Here is a 14,723-nt window from a genome sequence, read left to right as displayed (position 1 = left end):
CCGTCTCTCCGATGCGTCTCAACCGTCTCTCCGGCCCGTCTCCGCCGTCTCCAGCGTCCCAGCAACCGCCTCAGCAGCGCCGGTGAAGGGGTATTTACGGATTAGGTCCCGGACCTGCAACCCCCATTTTGAAAAAACTTCGCTTTTCCCATCGATTTCTTCTATTCCTTAATGAAAACAACATATTAAGTTAATAAATCAAGTTCGCCGGTGGATTTGGAAGGCGCTGAATTATTAGGAAGAAACGTCGATACGCTCTCCTGAGGTGGAATCGCGTTGCCCTGCAGAAAAAATCAGCATCTCTAAGTCCCTCGAGCCTTTCGATTAGCTCAACTCGGGCCATCAAACAGAACCGTGAGAACTTCAAATCCAATCTGTAGTGGCAGTTGCTCTTCGCTCAAAAGCCGCGGACATGATCAAAGCGACGGCGTGGTATAGGCCTTACTGGCCTTTCATCAGGGCTTCCAAGCCGACGCGGTAATTGGGATAGATCAACTCTACTCCCAACTCTTCCTTGATCCGATCATTTCGGACGCGCTTGTTTTCGTTGTAAAAACTACGCGCCATCGGCGTCAGATCGGCCTCGTCAAACGGAACAGCAGGGGGTAACGGCAAACCCTGTAGCTGGGCTGCATATCCTATGACATCCTGCGGTGGGACCGGTTCATCGTCACATACGTTATATACGCTTCCTGGTTTCGGACTGGCCATTGAGGCCTCGAGAACTTGCGCGATGTCGTCCACATGTATGCGCGAAAACACTTGCCCCGGTTTGATAATACGCCGCAACCCTCCTCGCTTGAGCTTGGAAAACGGCCCACGACCCGGGCCATAGATACCAGCCAACCGGAAGATATGAACAGGCAGGTCCGGAACGGCCGACCATTGCTTCTCGGCCAGCATGCGCCACTTGCCTCGTTTGGCGGTCGGTGCGGGTGGCGTGTTTTCATCGACCCAGCCGCCCTGATGATCGCCATAGACGGCCGTTGTCGACAAATAACCCACCCATTTAAATTGACCTGCCCGCCTGGCGATTTCATCACTCAGCAACGCAAGCACTGGGTCGCCCTCTTCGCTTGGCGCTGTCGAAATCAGCAAGTGAGTCAGCCCGTCGAGATTCGGCGCATCACCCGGCCAGATCATCGGTTCAGCGCCGGAGGCCCGGATAGCGACCGTTCCCTCGCTGTCTCGCGTGGTTCCAGTAATGTGCCAGCCTTTCGGGGCAAGAATTCGGGACAGGGCCTGAGCGGAATAACCATGGCCAAAAGAAAAGAGCGTCTTTGTCATGCTCCTTTGATGATCCGCGCGGTTCCCGGATGCAAGCGCCGCATGGACGCACTTGAATCGAATCTTCGATTACGCCTTTCTGTTAGACATGAGCAAGAAAACACCTGACCTGCATTCGGCCTACGCATTGGGTTCTCCGGACGAGAACAAGGAACTCTATGCGGAATGGGCCGGAGACTATGACGAGAGCTTTGCCGCGCGCGAGGACTATCAGCTTCACACCCATACAGCGCGAGCGTTTGTCGGAGCGGGCGGTCAGGGACCCGTTCTGGATGTCGGAGCGGGAACGGGCCTATGTGGCGCGGTGTTATCCGGGCTTGGTGTCGGACCGATAGATGCAACGGATATCAGTGCGGAAATGCTGGATCAGGCCATGCGCAAGGATATTTACCGGGACGCAATCGAGGCGGATCTGACTCAAGGCATTCCAGTTCCACGCGACAGTTATTCCGGCATTGTCTCATCCGGTACATTCACTCATGGCCATCTCGGGCCCGAAGTATTGCCGGCCCTGTTGCGCGTGGCACGTCATGGGGCGCAGTTCGCCTTGTCGATCAATGCCCGTCATTTTGAGAAGCTGGGTTTTGCAGATGCACTGAACAAACTGGAACAAGATCAGATCAGGAACCTGACCCTGCCCGAGGTCCGCATCTATGGCGATCTTGCGGCAGGTCCCAATAAGGACGACACCGCCCTTATTGCGTTGTTTGAACGGGTTTAATCCCGCTCGCATAAATGTCCGACAGCCTGTCGCTTCAGCTGTTCATTTGGTTAGCCAACCCCGCAGGGCGCCAGATCCTAAACACAATTGCGGGCAAATCCGGGCTGAACCGCAAACCGCAGTGTCGGTTTTGATGATCAATGGTCAGGTCGCGTAATCCGAGTTTTCGGCGTCAAGAACGGCTTTGATCTCACGCAGATGTGCCTCGGCCTGGCCCGGATAATCGTCCAGTTCTTGCGCGGTTTTCTCGGCAATCTCATCTGACAAGACACGCAAGGGCAATCCGGTTTGCAGGGCTCGGATGTAAGTCTCGGCAGCACGTTCAAAGTAGTAAAGCCTGTTGAAGGCATCTGCCGGGTCGCTGCCGACGATCAGCACCCCGTGATTGCCCATGATCATGACCTTTTTTTTTGGGTCAGACAGCATCCCGGCACAGCGCTCGCCTTCGCTTTCAAAGGCCAGACCACCGAATTCTTCGTCAATCACATATCGGTTATAAAAGGTGGCCGTGTTCTGATCGATCGGCGGCAAGGAACTGTCGGCCAATGAGGCCAGAACAGTCGCAAAAATCGAATGTACATGCATGACACAGCGCGCATGGGGGCAATGACGGTGAATCGATCCGTGCAATCCCCAAGCCGTAGGGTCCGGCGCACCAGGTTGTTCCATCACATTCGGGTCATTGGCATCCAGCAGCAACAGGTCCGAAGCACGAATGCGCGAGAAATGCGCCTGGTTGGGATTCATCAGGAACTGCGTGCCGTCGTCATTCACTGCCAGGCTGAAATGGTTGGCAACGGCCTCATGCATGTTCAGCCGGGCTGTCCAGCGGAAGGTGGCGGCCATATCCACACGTTCGGGCCAATGATCGATATTCGGACGAAGACTGGTAAGGCTCATGGTTTGGCTCCTGTCGCGGCTGGCTCTGATCAAACCTGCATTCGGTCCGGTCGTTTGACCAACGAAAAAAACACAACTATCCCATTAGCTGAACTTATGCCAAGGTTATGCCGATGCAAAACAAGCTTCCTCCGCTGGGTTGGTTGCGCACGTTCGAGGCCGCAGCTCGCCACCTGTCCTTTACTGGCGCGGCGCGGGATCTGAACATGACACAAAGCGCCGTCAGCCAGCAGATCAAGTCGCTGGAAGGGCATTTGGGGCAACCGTTGTTCTCGCGGCGCCCCAAAGCTCTGGAACTGACTGAGGCCGGAATCACCTATTTGCCGGTTGTGCGAGAGGCTTTTCGAACGTTGGTGCGGGGCACTCAGGCAGTGACTGGTGCGCAGCCAAACGCGGTTCAGGTGCAATGCAACATCAGCTTTGCCGTCAACTGGCTGGCCCCGCGCCTACCGGCGTTTCGGGCAGAACATCCAGAGGTCCATCTGAATATCTTCACCGAGCTTTGGGAGCCGCGCGAAATGGCCGAAGGCGCGGCGGTTGAGATTCGCTTCTCTATCCGCCCTTCGGACACGGCCCGAACGGAAATGTTGCGCACGGAACATTATTATCCGGTCTGTGCGCCGGGATATCAGGTGCGGTTGGAAGATCTTCAGGAGAAGCCCTTGTTCGATTGCTCTAACCTGTTGTCCAACTGGGCGAGCTGGGCTGAAGATCAGGATCTAACCTGGACGAATCCGCCGATCACCTATGCAACAACCTATCTGGTTTGCCTATCCGCGGTTATGGCTGGTGGCGGTCTGTGCCTGGCCCATGACGCCATCGCAAGTCATCTGATCGATCGCGGTCAACTGGTTGCACCGTTTGAGCACCGCGCCCCAATGCCCGAGTCATATTATCTGCTGCTGTCCCCCCAAGCCGAAGACACACCCGGAGCAGTGGCTTTCGCGAACTGGGTGCGGCGCGAGATTGCTTCAAAGACCTGACCTGAGATGCTCCCGCCCGCCGACAATGCCCTTATCGGGCATCTGCAGCGGTTGGGCCGGGCAGCGCTGCCGCGCTGCGGGTGCACCCGTTCACAGAGGTCGAAACCCTGAATTGTGACGTTTCCTTAATGGCGAAGAACCGGGGTTGCACCCGCTCGCGCATTCGTGAAAGTTGAACCATGGAATACACACCCTTCCCAAGCTGGCCCGATGTCGCCCCCAGATTGATCGCAGTAGCAGCCGGACGTGAGGCCGCAGATACGATTATTCAGGGCGGAATATGGGTGAACGTACACAGTCGCGAATTGCTGCCGGATCATTCCGTGGCGATTGCCGAAGGACGCATTGCATTTGTCGGACCCGACGCCTCGCATTGCGTTGGTCCGGATACGGAAATCATCGACGCGCGCGGGCGCTACATCCTGCCCGGCCTGTGTGATGCGCATATGCATATCGAATCCGGAATGCTGACCCCAGCCGAGTTCGCCCGTGCCGTGATCCCGCATGGGACGACCAGCATGTTCACCGACCCGCATGAGATCGCCAACGTGCTGGGACTGGACGGCGTGCGCATGATGCATGACGAAGCCATGATGCAACCGGTCAGCATTTTCACGCAGATGCCGTCCTGTGCGCCATCCGCGCCGGGGTTGGAGACGACGGGCTATGAGATCACCCCCGAGGATGTGACCGAGGCAATGAGCTGGCCTGGTATCATTGGACTGGGTGAGATGATGAATTTTCCCGGTGTCATCCATGGTGATCCCAAGATGCTGGCCGAGATTGCAGCCACACAGCGGGCGGGTAAAACCGTTGGCGGACATTATGCTTCCCCGGATTTGGGGCCTGATTTCGCGGCCTATGTGGCGGGCGGCCCGGCAGATGACCACGAAGGCACGTGCGAAGCCGACGCCATTGCCCGTGTTCGGCAAGGCATGCGATCGATGATGCGGCTGGGCTCGGCCTGGTATGATGTGGAAAGCCAAATCACCGCCGTGACCGAGAAAGGGTTGGATCCGCGCAGCTTCATTCTGTGCACGGATGACTGCCACTCTGGCACATTGGTAAATGACGGGCATATGAATCGCGTTGTGCGCCACGCCATAGCTTGCGGATGTGACCCTCTGGTCGCGCTGCAGATGGCGACGATTAACACGGCCACGCATTTCGGGCTGGAGCGCGAAATCGGATCAGTTACTCCGGGGCGCAGAGCGGATATTATCCTCAGTTCAGATCTGAGCGAGCTGCCGATTGAGATGGTGATTGCCCATGGGAAAGTGGTTGCGGAAAACGGTGTGATCCAGGTGGATTGCCCACATCTGAACTGGCCCGACAAGGCGCGTAACACCGTACATTTGGGTCACGCGCTGACCTCGACCGATTTTGAGATCAAGGCACCGGACGGTGCAAACAAAGTGCAGGCCAATGTCATCGGCGTGGTGGAAAACCAGGCCCCGACCAAGGCGCTGAAGGCCGAATTGCCGATCATTGGCGGGCTGGTCGAAGGCGAAGGCGACGTCTGTCAGATCGCGCTGGTCGAGCGGCACCGTGCCACGGGTGGTGTGACCAATGCTTTTGTCTCGGGCTTTGGATACAAGGGTAAGATGGCCATGGCCTCGACAGTGGCGCATGACAGTCACCACATGATCGTCGTGGGCACGGATCGGGATCAGATGGCACTGGCGGCGAACCGTCTTGCCGAAGTGGGCGGCGGCATCACTCTCTTCCGAGACGGGCAGGAGCTGGCGCTGGTCGAACTGCCCATTGCCGGCCTTATGTCCGACAGTCCCGCCGCCGAGGTCGCGGCAAAGGCCGACAAGATGATGCAAGCCATGCAAGACTGCGGCTGCGATCTGAACAACGCGTATATGCAACATTCGCTGCTGGCGCTGGTCGTGATACCCGAGCTTCGAATCTCGGACCTCGGGCTGGTCGACGTGCGTACATTTGAAAAAATCGATCTTCTGGAACCTTTGGCATGACAACACTCCTAACCCCCGAAGCACCCGCGCCAGAGCAGTTTACCGATCCCGCAGCCGCTGTTGCCCGACTGGAAGAGCTTTACGCGCAGGCTACCGAATTCCTCTGCGACAGCTTTTCCAAAGCGATACAGAATGGCGCACCTTCTGCGCGATTCAGAGCCTATTACCCGGAAATTCGCATCAAGACCTCGACCTATGCCCAGGTCGACAGTCGCCTGAGTTTCGGTCACGTATCCGAACCCGGTATTCACGCCACCACCGTAACGCGACCGGATTTGTTCCGATCCTACCTGACGCAACAGATTGCCCTGCTGATCAAGAATCACGACCAGCCGGTGACGATTGCGGCGTCGGATACGCCAATTCCGGTGCACTTTGCCGTCGCGAACAATCCCGAACTTGTCGTACCTCATCAGGGTGCAGCCGCGTTCACACTGCGCGACGTGTTTGACGTACCGGATCTGTCCACCACCAATGATGACATCGTAAACGGCGTATACGATCACGAGGACACCGTTGGGCCCCTGTCGCTGTTTACCGCCCAGCGCGTCGACTACTCGCTTGCGCGGCTGGCGCATTACACCGCCACTGATGCGGGTCATTTTCAGAATCATGTGCTGTTCACGAACTATCAGTTCTATGTCTCGGAGTTCGAAAACTATGCCCGCGAGCAACTGGCCGACCCGACCAGCGGCTATACCAGTTTCGTCTCGACCGGGAATGTCGAGATCACGGATCCCAAAGCCGCGATTGAACAGCCGCTGAAACTGCCGCAAATGCCGACCTATCACCTGAAGCGTGAAGATGGTTCGGGGATTACCTTGGTGAACATCGGCGTCGGCCCGTCCAATGCGAAAACCGCCACAGACCATATCGCCGTTCTGCGCCCGCACGCCTGGCTGATGGTTGGGCATTGTGCGGGGTTGCGCAACACGCAGGCGCTGGGGGATTTCGTTCTGGCCCATGCTTACCTGCGGGACGACAAGGTTCTGGATGACGATCTGCCGGTCTGGGTGCCGATCCCGCCGCTGGCCGAAGTTCAGGTGGCACTGGAACGCGCCGTCGCTGAAGTGACCGAATTGGAAGGTTACGAGTTGAAACGGATCATGCGGACCGGCACCGTGGCCTCGGTCGACAACCGCAACTGGGAATTGCGCGACCAGTCAGGCCCGGTCCAGCGTCTTAGCCAATCCAGGGCGATCGCGCTGGATATGGAAAGCGCCACCATCGCCGCAAACGGCTATCGGTTCCGCGTTCCCTATGGCACTTTGCTGTGTGTTTCGGATAAACCACTGCACGGGGAACTGAAGTTGCCAGGCATGGCATCGTCCTTCTATACCACTCAGGTCAGCCGTCATCTGGCCATCGGTATCAAAGCAATGGAGCACCTGCGCGGCATGCCGCTGGAGCGGTTACACAGCCGGAAATTGCGTTCCTTTGACGAAACAGCCTTCCTCTGACGCAAAAAAGCAACGTTTTCCCCATATTTTTAGGGGTTTCAGCGCTACTATTCGTTGTGTTCGCCCACAATATCCCGTTACAGTTACGCGGTGAGGCCCTATAGATCGGGCACGTTAAGGAGACCAAGAAATGGCAAAGCCTATGACAAAGACTCAGCTGGTTGCTGCTCTCGCTGAGGAAATGGGAACCGACAAGAAATCCGCGAACTCCGCGCTGGAGGCCATCACCGGCCTGATCACCCGCGAAGTTTCGGCCGGTGGCGCAGTGACCCTGCCCGGCGTCGGCAAAATCTACTGCCGCGAACGCCCCGAGCGTCAGGTCCGCAACCCGGCCACTGGTGAGACCTTCACCAAGGAAGCCGACAAGGTTGTGAAAATGACCATCGCGAAAGCACTGAAAGACAGCGTGAACGGCTGATTTCAGCTTTCGTTGCGAAGTGATTGAGGGCCGCCGGTTGGGGGCCCTTTTTCTATTCGCCGCTTGAACTATTGCTTTTGTCGGGTTTGAGCCCATTTCAGCTTTCATGTTCTAACCTCAAGCTCGCCACTATGGCTATTCACAAGCCTTCCGGCCCAACCATCGAGCTGGATGCGGAACGCGAGATTGGCAAAATCTTGCCGTGGCCGCGGCAAGGCTCTTTTCATCGCCTCACCAATCACCTTAAAAACTTCTTTAATTTTCGAGCAGGCGAAGAAGCATCTTGCAAAACAGCGTATGCAGAACGAATACAATTTGGCCGCGCTTGTCCGGCACGGCACGAGCCGCAATTGCGTTGGGCTTTTTCAGTCTTGTCTCTGCATGCACCCACAGCCCAACCGAAGAGGATCTCAACCCGGAACGTCAGTTGCTGGCGCTGCAAGAGGTCTCAAAAAAGCGGGCCAGAGGGCAAAGGGTATGGTGCGTGCCCTATGCACGAGACCTCAGCGGAATCGAGATTCGCGGCAATGCGAAGGACTGGTGGGGTAAGGCACACAGTGTTTTTGAACGAGGCAAGAACCCGGTCGTCGGTGCGGTCATGTCGTTTCGAGCAACACGTGGCATGCCCTTGGGTCATGTAGCTGTTGTCTCAGATCTTGTCACCGAGCGTGAAGTCATTGTGAATCACGCCAACTGGCACCGCAACAAGGTATCGTTGAAAATGGGCGTCAAAGACGTCTCCAAAAACAACGACTGGACATTGGTCCGGGTTGAAAGCCAACCGGGCCGGTACGGCAATCCCTACCCGGTGAACGGTTTCATCTATCCGAAAGCTGGCGAGTAACCTTCACCATTTCCTTTTCGCGTTTTTCGGAAACGGGCTAATCACATCCAGGGCGACCCTCTTTTTGATCGTTCAGCTCAGACAATAGTCGCGCGCGTCAAGAAACGCGGAAGTGGCACGTTGGTCATTACTACGGTAAGAAAGCAATCCCAAAGAAAAACGGGCGCCAGATGCGCCCGTTTCCGTCTTTTTGCCGAGCTTGGCTAGTGAACCGTTTCGACCTTGTGAAAGTCCAGCTCGCGGTCTTCGGGCATCGCATCGATGCTCATCACCTCTTTGCGCTTGGTGATCAGGATATAGACCACGCAGGCCAGGTACAGGCCGACGACAATGGCACCGATCCACTGAATCTGCAGCCACTGACTCTGGAACAGCAGGGTCAGCACGAACAGCAGGGCGACATTGCCCGCAACATAAACCGCCTTGCCGAACCGCTCGACCGTCAGATTCAGGTTGTCGGTGTACAGGCGGATCAGCGAGTCCAGCGAGTTGATCACAAAGGTCACGCCCACGATCACCATCGCGATGTTGGTGATGCCCGCGGTGCTGATGCCGTTCAGGTGGTAATAGTAGAGAACGGTGAACCAGATACCCAGTGGGATCGACGGGAAGATCAGCAAGGCGGCCAACAGCTGCCATGTGGTCAAACCGCCGACAAAACGCGAGGTGAACTGACCGATCATGATCGACCAAGCGAACCACCAGAACAGGTAGAAGGCGTGGTAATCCGTCAGCGGCAGGACGAATTTATGCAGGTTGGAGAAATAGGCTCCGATATTGCTGCCGGTTTCAAAGAACCCGGTCAGACCCATTCCACCTGCAATCCACATGCCGATGATCAATGTCAGGAACAGGAAGGTAGAACCCACCGACAGAATGCGCACGTATTTCAGATCGGTCGAGGAATAGGCCGCTGCCAGGATCACAACAAATACAATAATGTAGAAGGTGGTAACCACGGATTCACCATCGCCAACGTCGGGCAGGTAGCCGGGCAGATAGATCAGGAACAGGCTGGCGGTAAATGCGCAGGTGCCGATGATGACCACGTTGTTGATCAGCTTGACCAGCGGGATCTCAAAGAACTTCACGCGCGGTTCGATGACGCAGAAGTAGAAGGCCGTCAGGAAGTAGAAGGCCCAGATCAGGAAACCCCAAAAGCCGAACTCGATCGCCAGCGGGTTGGCAAAGGCATAGGCCGGATCTTCGGCATAGCCACCAAATTCGGTCAGCGGGAACATGATCAGGCCGACATCCAGGCCGGATGTGAACAAGATCGCGATGAACGTGAACAGATGAACCGGTGTCACGCCAACACAACGCAAGTTCCACCATTTCACAACGAAGAAGGCGACCAGGCCCAATGCCAACAGGACGCCGAAAGATAGAATGTACTCCAGAAGCACTGACAAACCTCCCTTGTTTGGTCAGATCGCAGTGCGGATATCTTTAATTGGCCAGTCAATCAATAAAAACATATCCATGACTTTCCTTGTACCAAGGATGTGTCTTTTTTGACGCTCAGTGCTTGCGACCCATCGGAAAATCGGGAACAGTCCGTGCAAAGTGACAGGGGGTCTCCATGGATCTGCGCGCCATCGCCATGGGGCTGACGTTTGCCCTGATCTGGTCATCGGCCTTTACCTCGGCGCGGATCATCGTTGCGGATGCCTCACCTCTGTTTTCGCTGGCGTTGCGGTTTCTGATCTCCGGTATTCTTGGCGTCATGATTGCCCGGGCGATGGGGCAAAGCTGGCACCTGACCCGAAACCAATGGCGCGCCACGGTCCTGTTCGGTATCTGCCAAAATGCCCTTTATTTGGGTCTGAATTTCTACGCCATGCAGACTGTGGAAGCCTCGGTTGCGGCCATTATCGCATCTACAATGCCGTTGTTGGTGGCGCTGGCCGGGTGGTTGATTTTCAAAGAAAAACTGCGCCCGCTTGGCATATTGGGATTGTTCGCAGGTTTCGCCGGAGTTGCGCTGATCATGAGCAGTCGGATCAGCGCGGGTGTCGACATGTTCGGCGTCACGCTTTGCGGTATAGGCGCCCTTGCCCTAACCTTTGCCACGCTCGCGGTCCGCGGAGCGACGTCTGGCGGTAACTTCATGATGGTCGTGGGCCTACAGATGCTGGTGGGATCGGCGGCCTTGTTCGTGGCCGCCCCGATTTTCGAGACCATCTACATCCACCCAACGCTGCCTTTGGCGCTGGCGTTTACATACACAACCCTTTTCCCCGGTTTGCTTGCCACACTGATCTGGTTTCTGCTTTTGGATCGAATCGGCGCCATCCGGGCCGCCACCTTCCACTTCCTGAACCCTGTGTTCGGGGTCACCATCGCAGCGATCCTTCTGGGCGAAAAGCTGGGCCCAATGGACGCGATCGGGGTCGCCGTCACAACCCTTGGAATCCTTGCGGTTCAACTCTCACGCCAGCCCGCTCAACGCAGCAGAGCTTCGACCTGAGTCAACAGCTTACGGGAATCGGGTTTGACGTTCGACCCGTAGGTCGCGACCACTTCACCGTTCAGATCAAGCAGGATTTTGTTGAAGTTCCACTTGGGTGAAAACCCGGTCTGCTCGGCAACGGCCTTGTAAAACGGGTGAGCGTCTGCCCCTTTGACCGGTGTGATATCGGTCATCGGCAAGGTTAGCCCATAGTTCATCTCACAGAACTGTTTCACCTCTTCCGCAGACCCAAGTTCTTGGTTGAACGAATCCGAAGGCACCGCAAGAACGATCAGCCCTTTACTGGAATAAGCCTCATGCACCTTTTGCAGAGCATCATATTGCCCGGTAAACCCACAGTGAGACGCAGTGTTGACCACCAGAACAGGTTGGCCACGCCAATCTTCGATGGCCAAAGTGCCTCCGTCGATGGAAGCGAACTCGCCGGTCAGCGGCGCCGCCTGAACGGCGCGGCCCAGTAAAATCAAGGCAGTCAAAAGCAGCAATCTGAACATGTCTTATCCTCCCTTTAGACCTAATACGCAGGGTCGCGGTCGTCAGATCACTTGCACGACTGCGAGAGCGCATTGAAATACACTTTGCTTTCCGCCCCCAAGCCCCCAGATAATGGCGCAAACATAATTCAGCCGGAGGATCCATGACTCGCTATACCAAAGACCCCACGGCCATTGCTGCGCTTTCACCCGAAGAGTTTCACGTCACTCAACGCAGTGGTACCGAACGTCCAGGCACCGGGAAATACCTGAACAACAAGGAACCCGGCATCTATGTGGATATCGTATCGGGTGAGCCGCTCTTTGCCTCGACCCACAAATACGAATCTGGATGTGGCTGGCCCAGCTTTACCAAACCAATCATCCACGAGCATGTGGAAGAGTTTCGTGATACAACGCATGGTATGATCCGGACCGAGGTTCGCTCGAAACACGGTGACAGCCATCTGGGGCATGTATTCCCCGACGGTCCGCGCGAACATGGCGGGCTACGCTACTGCATCAACTCCGCCTCTCTTCGGTTCATCCATCGCGATGAGATGGAAGCCGAAGGCTATGGCGAATATCTGATTCATGTGGAGGACATCTGATGACCGAACAACGCGCTGTACTGGCCGGGGGCTGCTTTTGGGGGATGCAGGACCTGATCCGCAAACTGCCGGGCGTCTCTCGCACCCGCGTCGGTTATACTGGCGGCGATCTGCCCAACGCGACCTATCGAAATCACGGCACCCACGCCGAAGGGATCGAGATCTGGTTCGATCCGTCGCAGATCAGCTATCGTGACCTGCTGGAGTTCTTTTTCCAGATTCACGACCCGACCACGGTAAACCGTCAAGGCAATGACCGTGGAATGAGCTATCGCTCGGCGATCTACTATGTGGACGACGCTCAGAAACAGGTCGCTTTGGACACCATCGCTGACGTGAACGCAAGCGGCTTGTGGCCCGGCAAAGTCGTGACCGAAGTCGAGCCCGTCGGTGATTTCTGGGAGGCCGAGCCAGAACATCAGGATTATCTGGAGCGCATCCCGAACGGCTATACCTGCCACTTCCCGCGTCAGGATTGGGTCCTGCCCAAGCGCGCCAGCGCAGCTGAATAAAGCGCCGCCTGCCGGCCTCTCTGATCCGTCAGAGGGGCTAACCTGCCGCCACCCTCGGTCGCCCGCTTGCCTCGACCGTAATCATCGCCTCGACAAAAACGTCCTTGGCCTCGACCCGCGCGGTTTTGATGTCGCGATCAACGATCACCCGGATGTCTTCGGCCCCGGCTTCTCGTACCGCGCCTTCAGCCTCAGACCTCAGAACGCGTTCCAACAATGCCAAAGCCTCATCCGACGCAGAAAAATCCTGAGGGCCTTCCTCCAGATGCACGCGATACCGCCCCTCGGTCGGGGATGTAACCGTGCCTGAACGCCGCAAGGTCAGACGTCCCACGACAGCACCGATGGCATTGGCCACACCCGCATGTTCCGGCAAGATCATTCGGCAATGCAACCGCTCGCCCACCGCCGGGTAATAGCTGGGTGCCGACGCGCCAAGGCCGACCACGTCCACATTCAAAGCAGTGTCAAGCGACAGCAACCCGCGATGTTGCGCCAACCCACGCTGGGTTAGAACATGTCGCGCCAACTCTTGAGGAGACAGGCCGAATCCGTCCTGTTCCTCGTCAAAAGCAGCCTCTAACAAGGTCAAACTGGTCTGTTCCGTCAGTTGATCCACGATCATATGCGCCAGTGCTTCGGGGGAATGAGCAAGCATATCCCCAGACCCGACCCGCTTACGTGCCACCAGTTCCAGCGCCTTACGTGCCGCCTCGGCATCCCAGGCATTGACCCGGCCCAGAACGTGGCTGGCATCCGAAGGCGTCACGCCGGATACCTGAACGATTCCGCGATCCACAAGGCGGTTCAACGCTCCACTCTCCATCCGCGACCGCAGCAATGCGCTGAGGGGCAGAACCTGATCGCCCAACCGCTCCAGCAGAATCTCTTCGCGCACACCGACTCCATCGGCATGAATACCCGGCACGCGGCGGGCAAAGCGCGTATCATGCTCGCCCACCGTCGTGGCCCGCAATTGTTCGTCCAGAATGGCGTGCACAACCTCGGGTGCCTCAGACGCGATCAGCGACACGGGCAGTACGCGACGCGGACCCAGAAACACACCGCCGCGCAACCCTTCGGTCACAACGTGCACCTGGCTGTCCCCACCCAGTCCATGGGTACGCATCGCCACGGCTTCGACCATGGTACGGAACCCGCCAACCCGCGCCCCGACCGGATCAATCGCGGGCTTCCCATCCCGGATCAGCGCCACATCGGTCGTCGTTCCCCCTATGTCGGACACCAGCGCGTTATCGGCACCGGTCAGCCAGCGTGCCCCGACGATCGATGCCGCCGGGCCGCTGAGGATCGTCTCAATCGGGCGCTCCCGCGCCTGCTCGGCGCTCATCAACGCGCCATCGCCGCGCACCACCATCATCGGTGCCGAAATTCCCAAAGCGCGCAACTGATCCTGTGCACGCCCAATCAGCCGGTCGATCATCCCAATCAGTCGCGCGTTCAGAACCGCCGTCACCGCACGTTTTGGCCCATTCAGCTTGGCCGACAAATGATGCGAACAGGTCACTGGCGCGCCGGTTCTTTCCGCAACAATCCGTGCTGCTTCCAACTCATGCGCCGGATTGCGGGTCGCGAACTGAGCAGCAACTGCAAAGCCGGATATCCCCTTATGAGAGTCTAAAAACGCCTCGAGCGCTGCGACATCCAGCGCTGCAGCCTGTCCCCCGGAATGCGTATGCCCACCCGTGATGACCAGGGCCGGATCACCCTTCAAGGCGTCCTTCAGCCCGTGTTTTGCAAGATCACCGTCCTTGAACCCGATATAGATCAATGCAACACGACCGCCCTGCCCCTCGACCAGAGCATTCGTAGCCAGCGTCGTCGACAGAGACGCCATCGAGATTTGATCCGGCGCAACCTTCGCCTCTTCCAGAACAGACGAAATCGCCTTGCCCACACCGATTGCCAGATCCGCACGGGTGGTGAGAGACTTGGCCGAAGCGATGACCTCTTTCTCGTTCCGGATCAACACCGCGTCGGTATAGGTCCCGCCCGTATCTACCCCCAAAGACAGTGTCATCGGGTCCTCCTTACTGTT

The 14,723-nt window shown here is 57.2% G+C and carries 14 protein-coding genes; 9 read left to right on the top strand and 5 right to left on the bottom strand.

Going from position 1 to position 14,723, the window contains the following annotated elements; translation table 11 throughout:
• Positions 1-441: 441 nt before the first annotated feature.
• Positions 442-1,287 carry an SDR family oxidoreductase gene (locus tag ACR0LF_RS21690; RefSeq protein ID WP_480583436.1) on the bottom strand — a complete coding sequence of 282 codons (846 nt, stop codon included), beginning with the start codon at positions 1,285-1,287 and terminating at the stop codon, positions 442-444.
• Between the two features lie 88 nt (positions 1,288-1,375).
• Between ACR0LF_RS21690 and ACR0LF_RS21685 the strand changes: the two genes are divergently transcribed.
• Positions 1,376-2,008 (top strand): class I SAM-dependent DNA methyltransferase, encoded by a 633-nt coding sequence (locus ACR0LF_RS21685; RefSeq protein WP_480583439.1) that lies wholly within the window; start codon positions 1,376-1,378, stop codon positions 2,006-2,008.
• 144 nt (positions 2,009-2,152) lie between these two features.
• On the opposite strand, the gene ACR0LF_RS21680 is transcribed toward ACR0LF_RS21685, so the two are convergent.
• Positions 2,153-2,908, bottom strand: coding sequence for a class II aldolase and adducin N-terminal domain-containing protein (locus tag ACR0LF_RS21680; protein WP_480583442.1), 756 nt, complete (start codon positions 2,906-2,908; stop codon positions 2,153-2,155).
• 113 nt (positions 2,909-3,021) lie between these two features.
• Here ACR0LF_RS21680 and ACR0LF_RS21675 point away from each other — a divergent pair, with 113 nt between their 5' ends.
• The 5 genes from ACR0LF_RS21675 (at position 3,022) to ACR0LF_RS21655 (ending at position 8,595) form a co-directional block, all read left to right on the top strand.
• The gene (locus ACR0LF_RS21675) at positions 3,022-3,891 is read left to right on the top strand and encodes a LysR family transcriptional regulator (protein ID WP_480583445.1); all 870 of its coding nucleotides are present in this window, start codon (positions 3,022-3,024) and stop codon (positions 3,889-3,891) included.
• A gap of 179 nt (positions 3,892-4,070) precedes the next feature.
• Positions 4,071-5,873: an adenine deaminase gene (gene ade / locus ACR0LF_RS21670; protein WP_480583449.1), complete on the top strand. Its 1,803-nt coding sequence runs from the start codon at positions 4,071-4,073 to the stop codon at positions 5,871-5,873.
• Complete coding sequence (locus ACR0LF_RS21665) at positions 5,870-7,333, top strand: AMP nucleosidase (protein WP_480583452.1); 1,464 nt, start codon at positions 5,870-5,872, stop codon at positions 7,331-7,333. Before ade ends, ACR0LF_RS21665 begins: the two co-directional genes overlap by 4 nt.
• Positions 7,334-7,463: 130 nt before the next feature.
• Positions 7,464-7,751, top strand: coding sequence for an HU family DNA-binding protein (locus ACR0LF_RS21660; RefSeq protein ID WP_117871130.1), 288 nt, complete (start codon positions 7,464-7,466; stop codon positions 7,749-7,751).
• Between the two features lie 484 nt (positions 7,752-8,235).
• Entirely contained in the window at positions 8,236-8,595 is a 360-nt protein-coding gene (locus ACR0LF_RS21655) for a CHAP domain-containing protein (RefSeq protein WP_480583454.1), read from the top strand.
• 203 nt (positions 8,596-8,798) lie between these two features.
• On the opposite strand, the gene ACR0LF_RS21650 is transcribed toward ACR0LF_RS21655, so the two are convergent.
• The gene (locus tag ACR0LF_RS21650) at positions 8,799-9,995 is read right to left on the bottom strand and encodes a BCCT family transporter (RefSeq protein WP_480583527.1); all 1,197 of its coding nucleotides are present in this window, start codon (positions 9,993-9,995) and stop codon (positions 8,799-8,801) included.
• Positions 9,996-10,177: 182 nt separating this feature from the next.
• On the opposite strand from ACR0LF_RS21650, the gene ACR0LF_RS21645 reads away from it, so the two are divergent.
• On the top strand, positions 10,178-11,065 hold the full coding sequence (locus ACR0LF_RS21645) for a DMT family transporter (protein ID WP_480583457.1): 888 nt from the start codon (positions 10,178-10,180) through the stop codon (positions 11,063-11,065).
• On the opposite strand, the gene ACR0LF_RS21640 is transcribed toward ACR0LF_RS21645, so the two are convergent.
• Positions 11,041-11,562, bottom strand: a complete 522-nt coding sequence (locus ACR0LF_RS21640; RefSeq protein ID WP_480583460.1) for a glutathione peroxidase — start codon at positions 11,560-11,562, stop codon at positions 11,041-11,043. The two genes, ACR0LF_RS21645 and ACR0LF_RS21640, sit on opposite strands and share 25 nt — an antisense overlap.
• 143 nt (positions 11,563-11,705) lie before the next feature.
• Here ACR0LF_RS21640 and msrB point away from each other — a divergent pair, with 143 nt between their 5' ends.
• Both msrB and msrA read left to right on the top strand, forming a co-directional pair.
• Positions 11,706-12,152, top strand: coding sequence for a peptide-methionine (R)-S-oxide reductase MsrB (gene msrB, locus ACR0LF_RS21635; protein ID WP_171092690.1), 447 nt, complete (start codon positions 11,706-11,708; stop codon positions 12,150-12,152).
• Positions 12,152-12,664 carry a peptide-methionine (S)-S-oxide reductase MsrA gene (msrA, locus tag ACR0LF_RS21630; RefSeq protein WP_480583463.1) on the top strand — a complete coding sequence of 171 codons (513 nt, stop codon included), beginning with the start codon at positions 12,152-12,154 and terminating at the stop codon, positions 12,662-12,664. The genes msrB and msrA overlap by 1 nt, the downstream gene beginning before the upstream one ends.
• A gap of 37 nt (positions 12,665-12,701) precedes the next feature.
• Here the strand turns inward: msrA and ACR0LF_RS21625 are convergent, their stop codons facing one another.
• Entirely contained in the window at positions 12,702-14,705 is a 2,004-nt protein-coding gene (locus ACR0LF_RS21625; protein WP_480583466.1) for a hydantoinase/oxoprolinase family protein, read from the bottom strand.
• Positions 14,706-14,723 lie beyond the last annotated feature (18 nt).

The sequence above is a fragment of the Ruegeria sp. E8 genome (assembly GCF_056533985.1).
This window is presented reverse-complemented; position numbering and strand designations above follow the sequence as displayed.

Bases quoted from the DNA above. Each gene is read 5' to 3' on its own strand.
- ACR0LF_RS21625 (WP_480583466.1), bottom strand. From the start codon at position 14,705: ATGACACTGTCTTTGGGGGTAGATACGGGCGGGACCTATACCGACGCG.
- ACR0LF_RS21660 (WP_117871130.1), top strand. From the start codon at position 7,464: ATGGCAAAGCCTATGACAAAGACTCAGCTGGTTGCTGCTCTCGCTGAG.
- ACR0LF_RS21690 (WP_480583436.1), bottom strand. From the start codon at position 1,287: ATGACAAAGACGCTCTTTTCTTTTGGCCATGGTTATTCCGCTCAGGCC.
- ade (WP_480583449.1), top strand. From the start codon at position 4,071: ATGGAATACACACCCTTCCCAAGCTGGCCCGATGTCGCCCCCAGATTG.
- ACR0LF_RS21640 (WP_480583460.1), bottom strand. From the start codon at position 11,562: ATGTTCAGATTGCTGCTTTTGACTGCCTTGATTTTACTGGGCCGCGCC.
- ACR0LF_RS21675 (WP_480583445.1), top strand. From the start codon at position 3,022: ATGCAAAACAAGCTTCCTCCGCTGGGTTGGTTGCGCACGTTCGAGGCC.
- ACR0LF_RS21680 (WP_480583442.1), bottom strand. From the start codon at position 2,908: ATGAGCCTTACCAGTCTTCGTCCGAATATCGATCATTGGCCCGAACGT.
- msrB (WP_171092690.1), top strand. From the start codon at position 11,706: ATGACTCGCTATACCAAAGACCCCACGGCCATTGCTGCGCTTTCACCC.
- ACR0LF_RS21645 (WP_480583457.1), top strand. From the start codon at position 10,178: ATGGATCTGCGCGCCATCGCCATGGGGCTGACGTTTGCCCTGATCTGG.
- ACR0LF_RS21665 (WP_480583452.1), top strand. From the start codon at position 5,870: ATGACAACACTCCTAACCCCCGAAGCACCCGCGCCAGAGCAGTTTACC.
- ACR0LF_RS21685 (WP_480583439.1), top strand. From the start codon at position 1,376: ATGAGCAAGAAAACACCTGACCTGCATTCGGCCTACGCATTGGGTTCT.
- msrA (WP_480583463.1), top strand. From the start codon at position 12,152: ATGACCGAACAACGCGCTGTACTGGCCGGGGGCTGCTTTTGGGGGATG.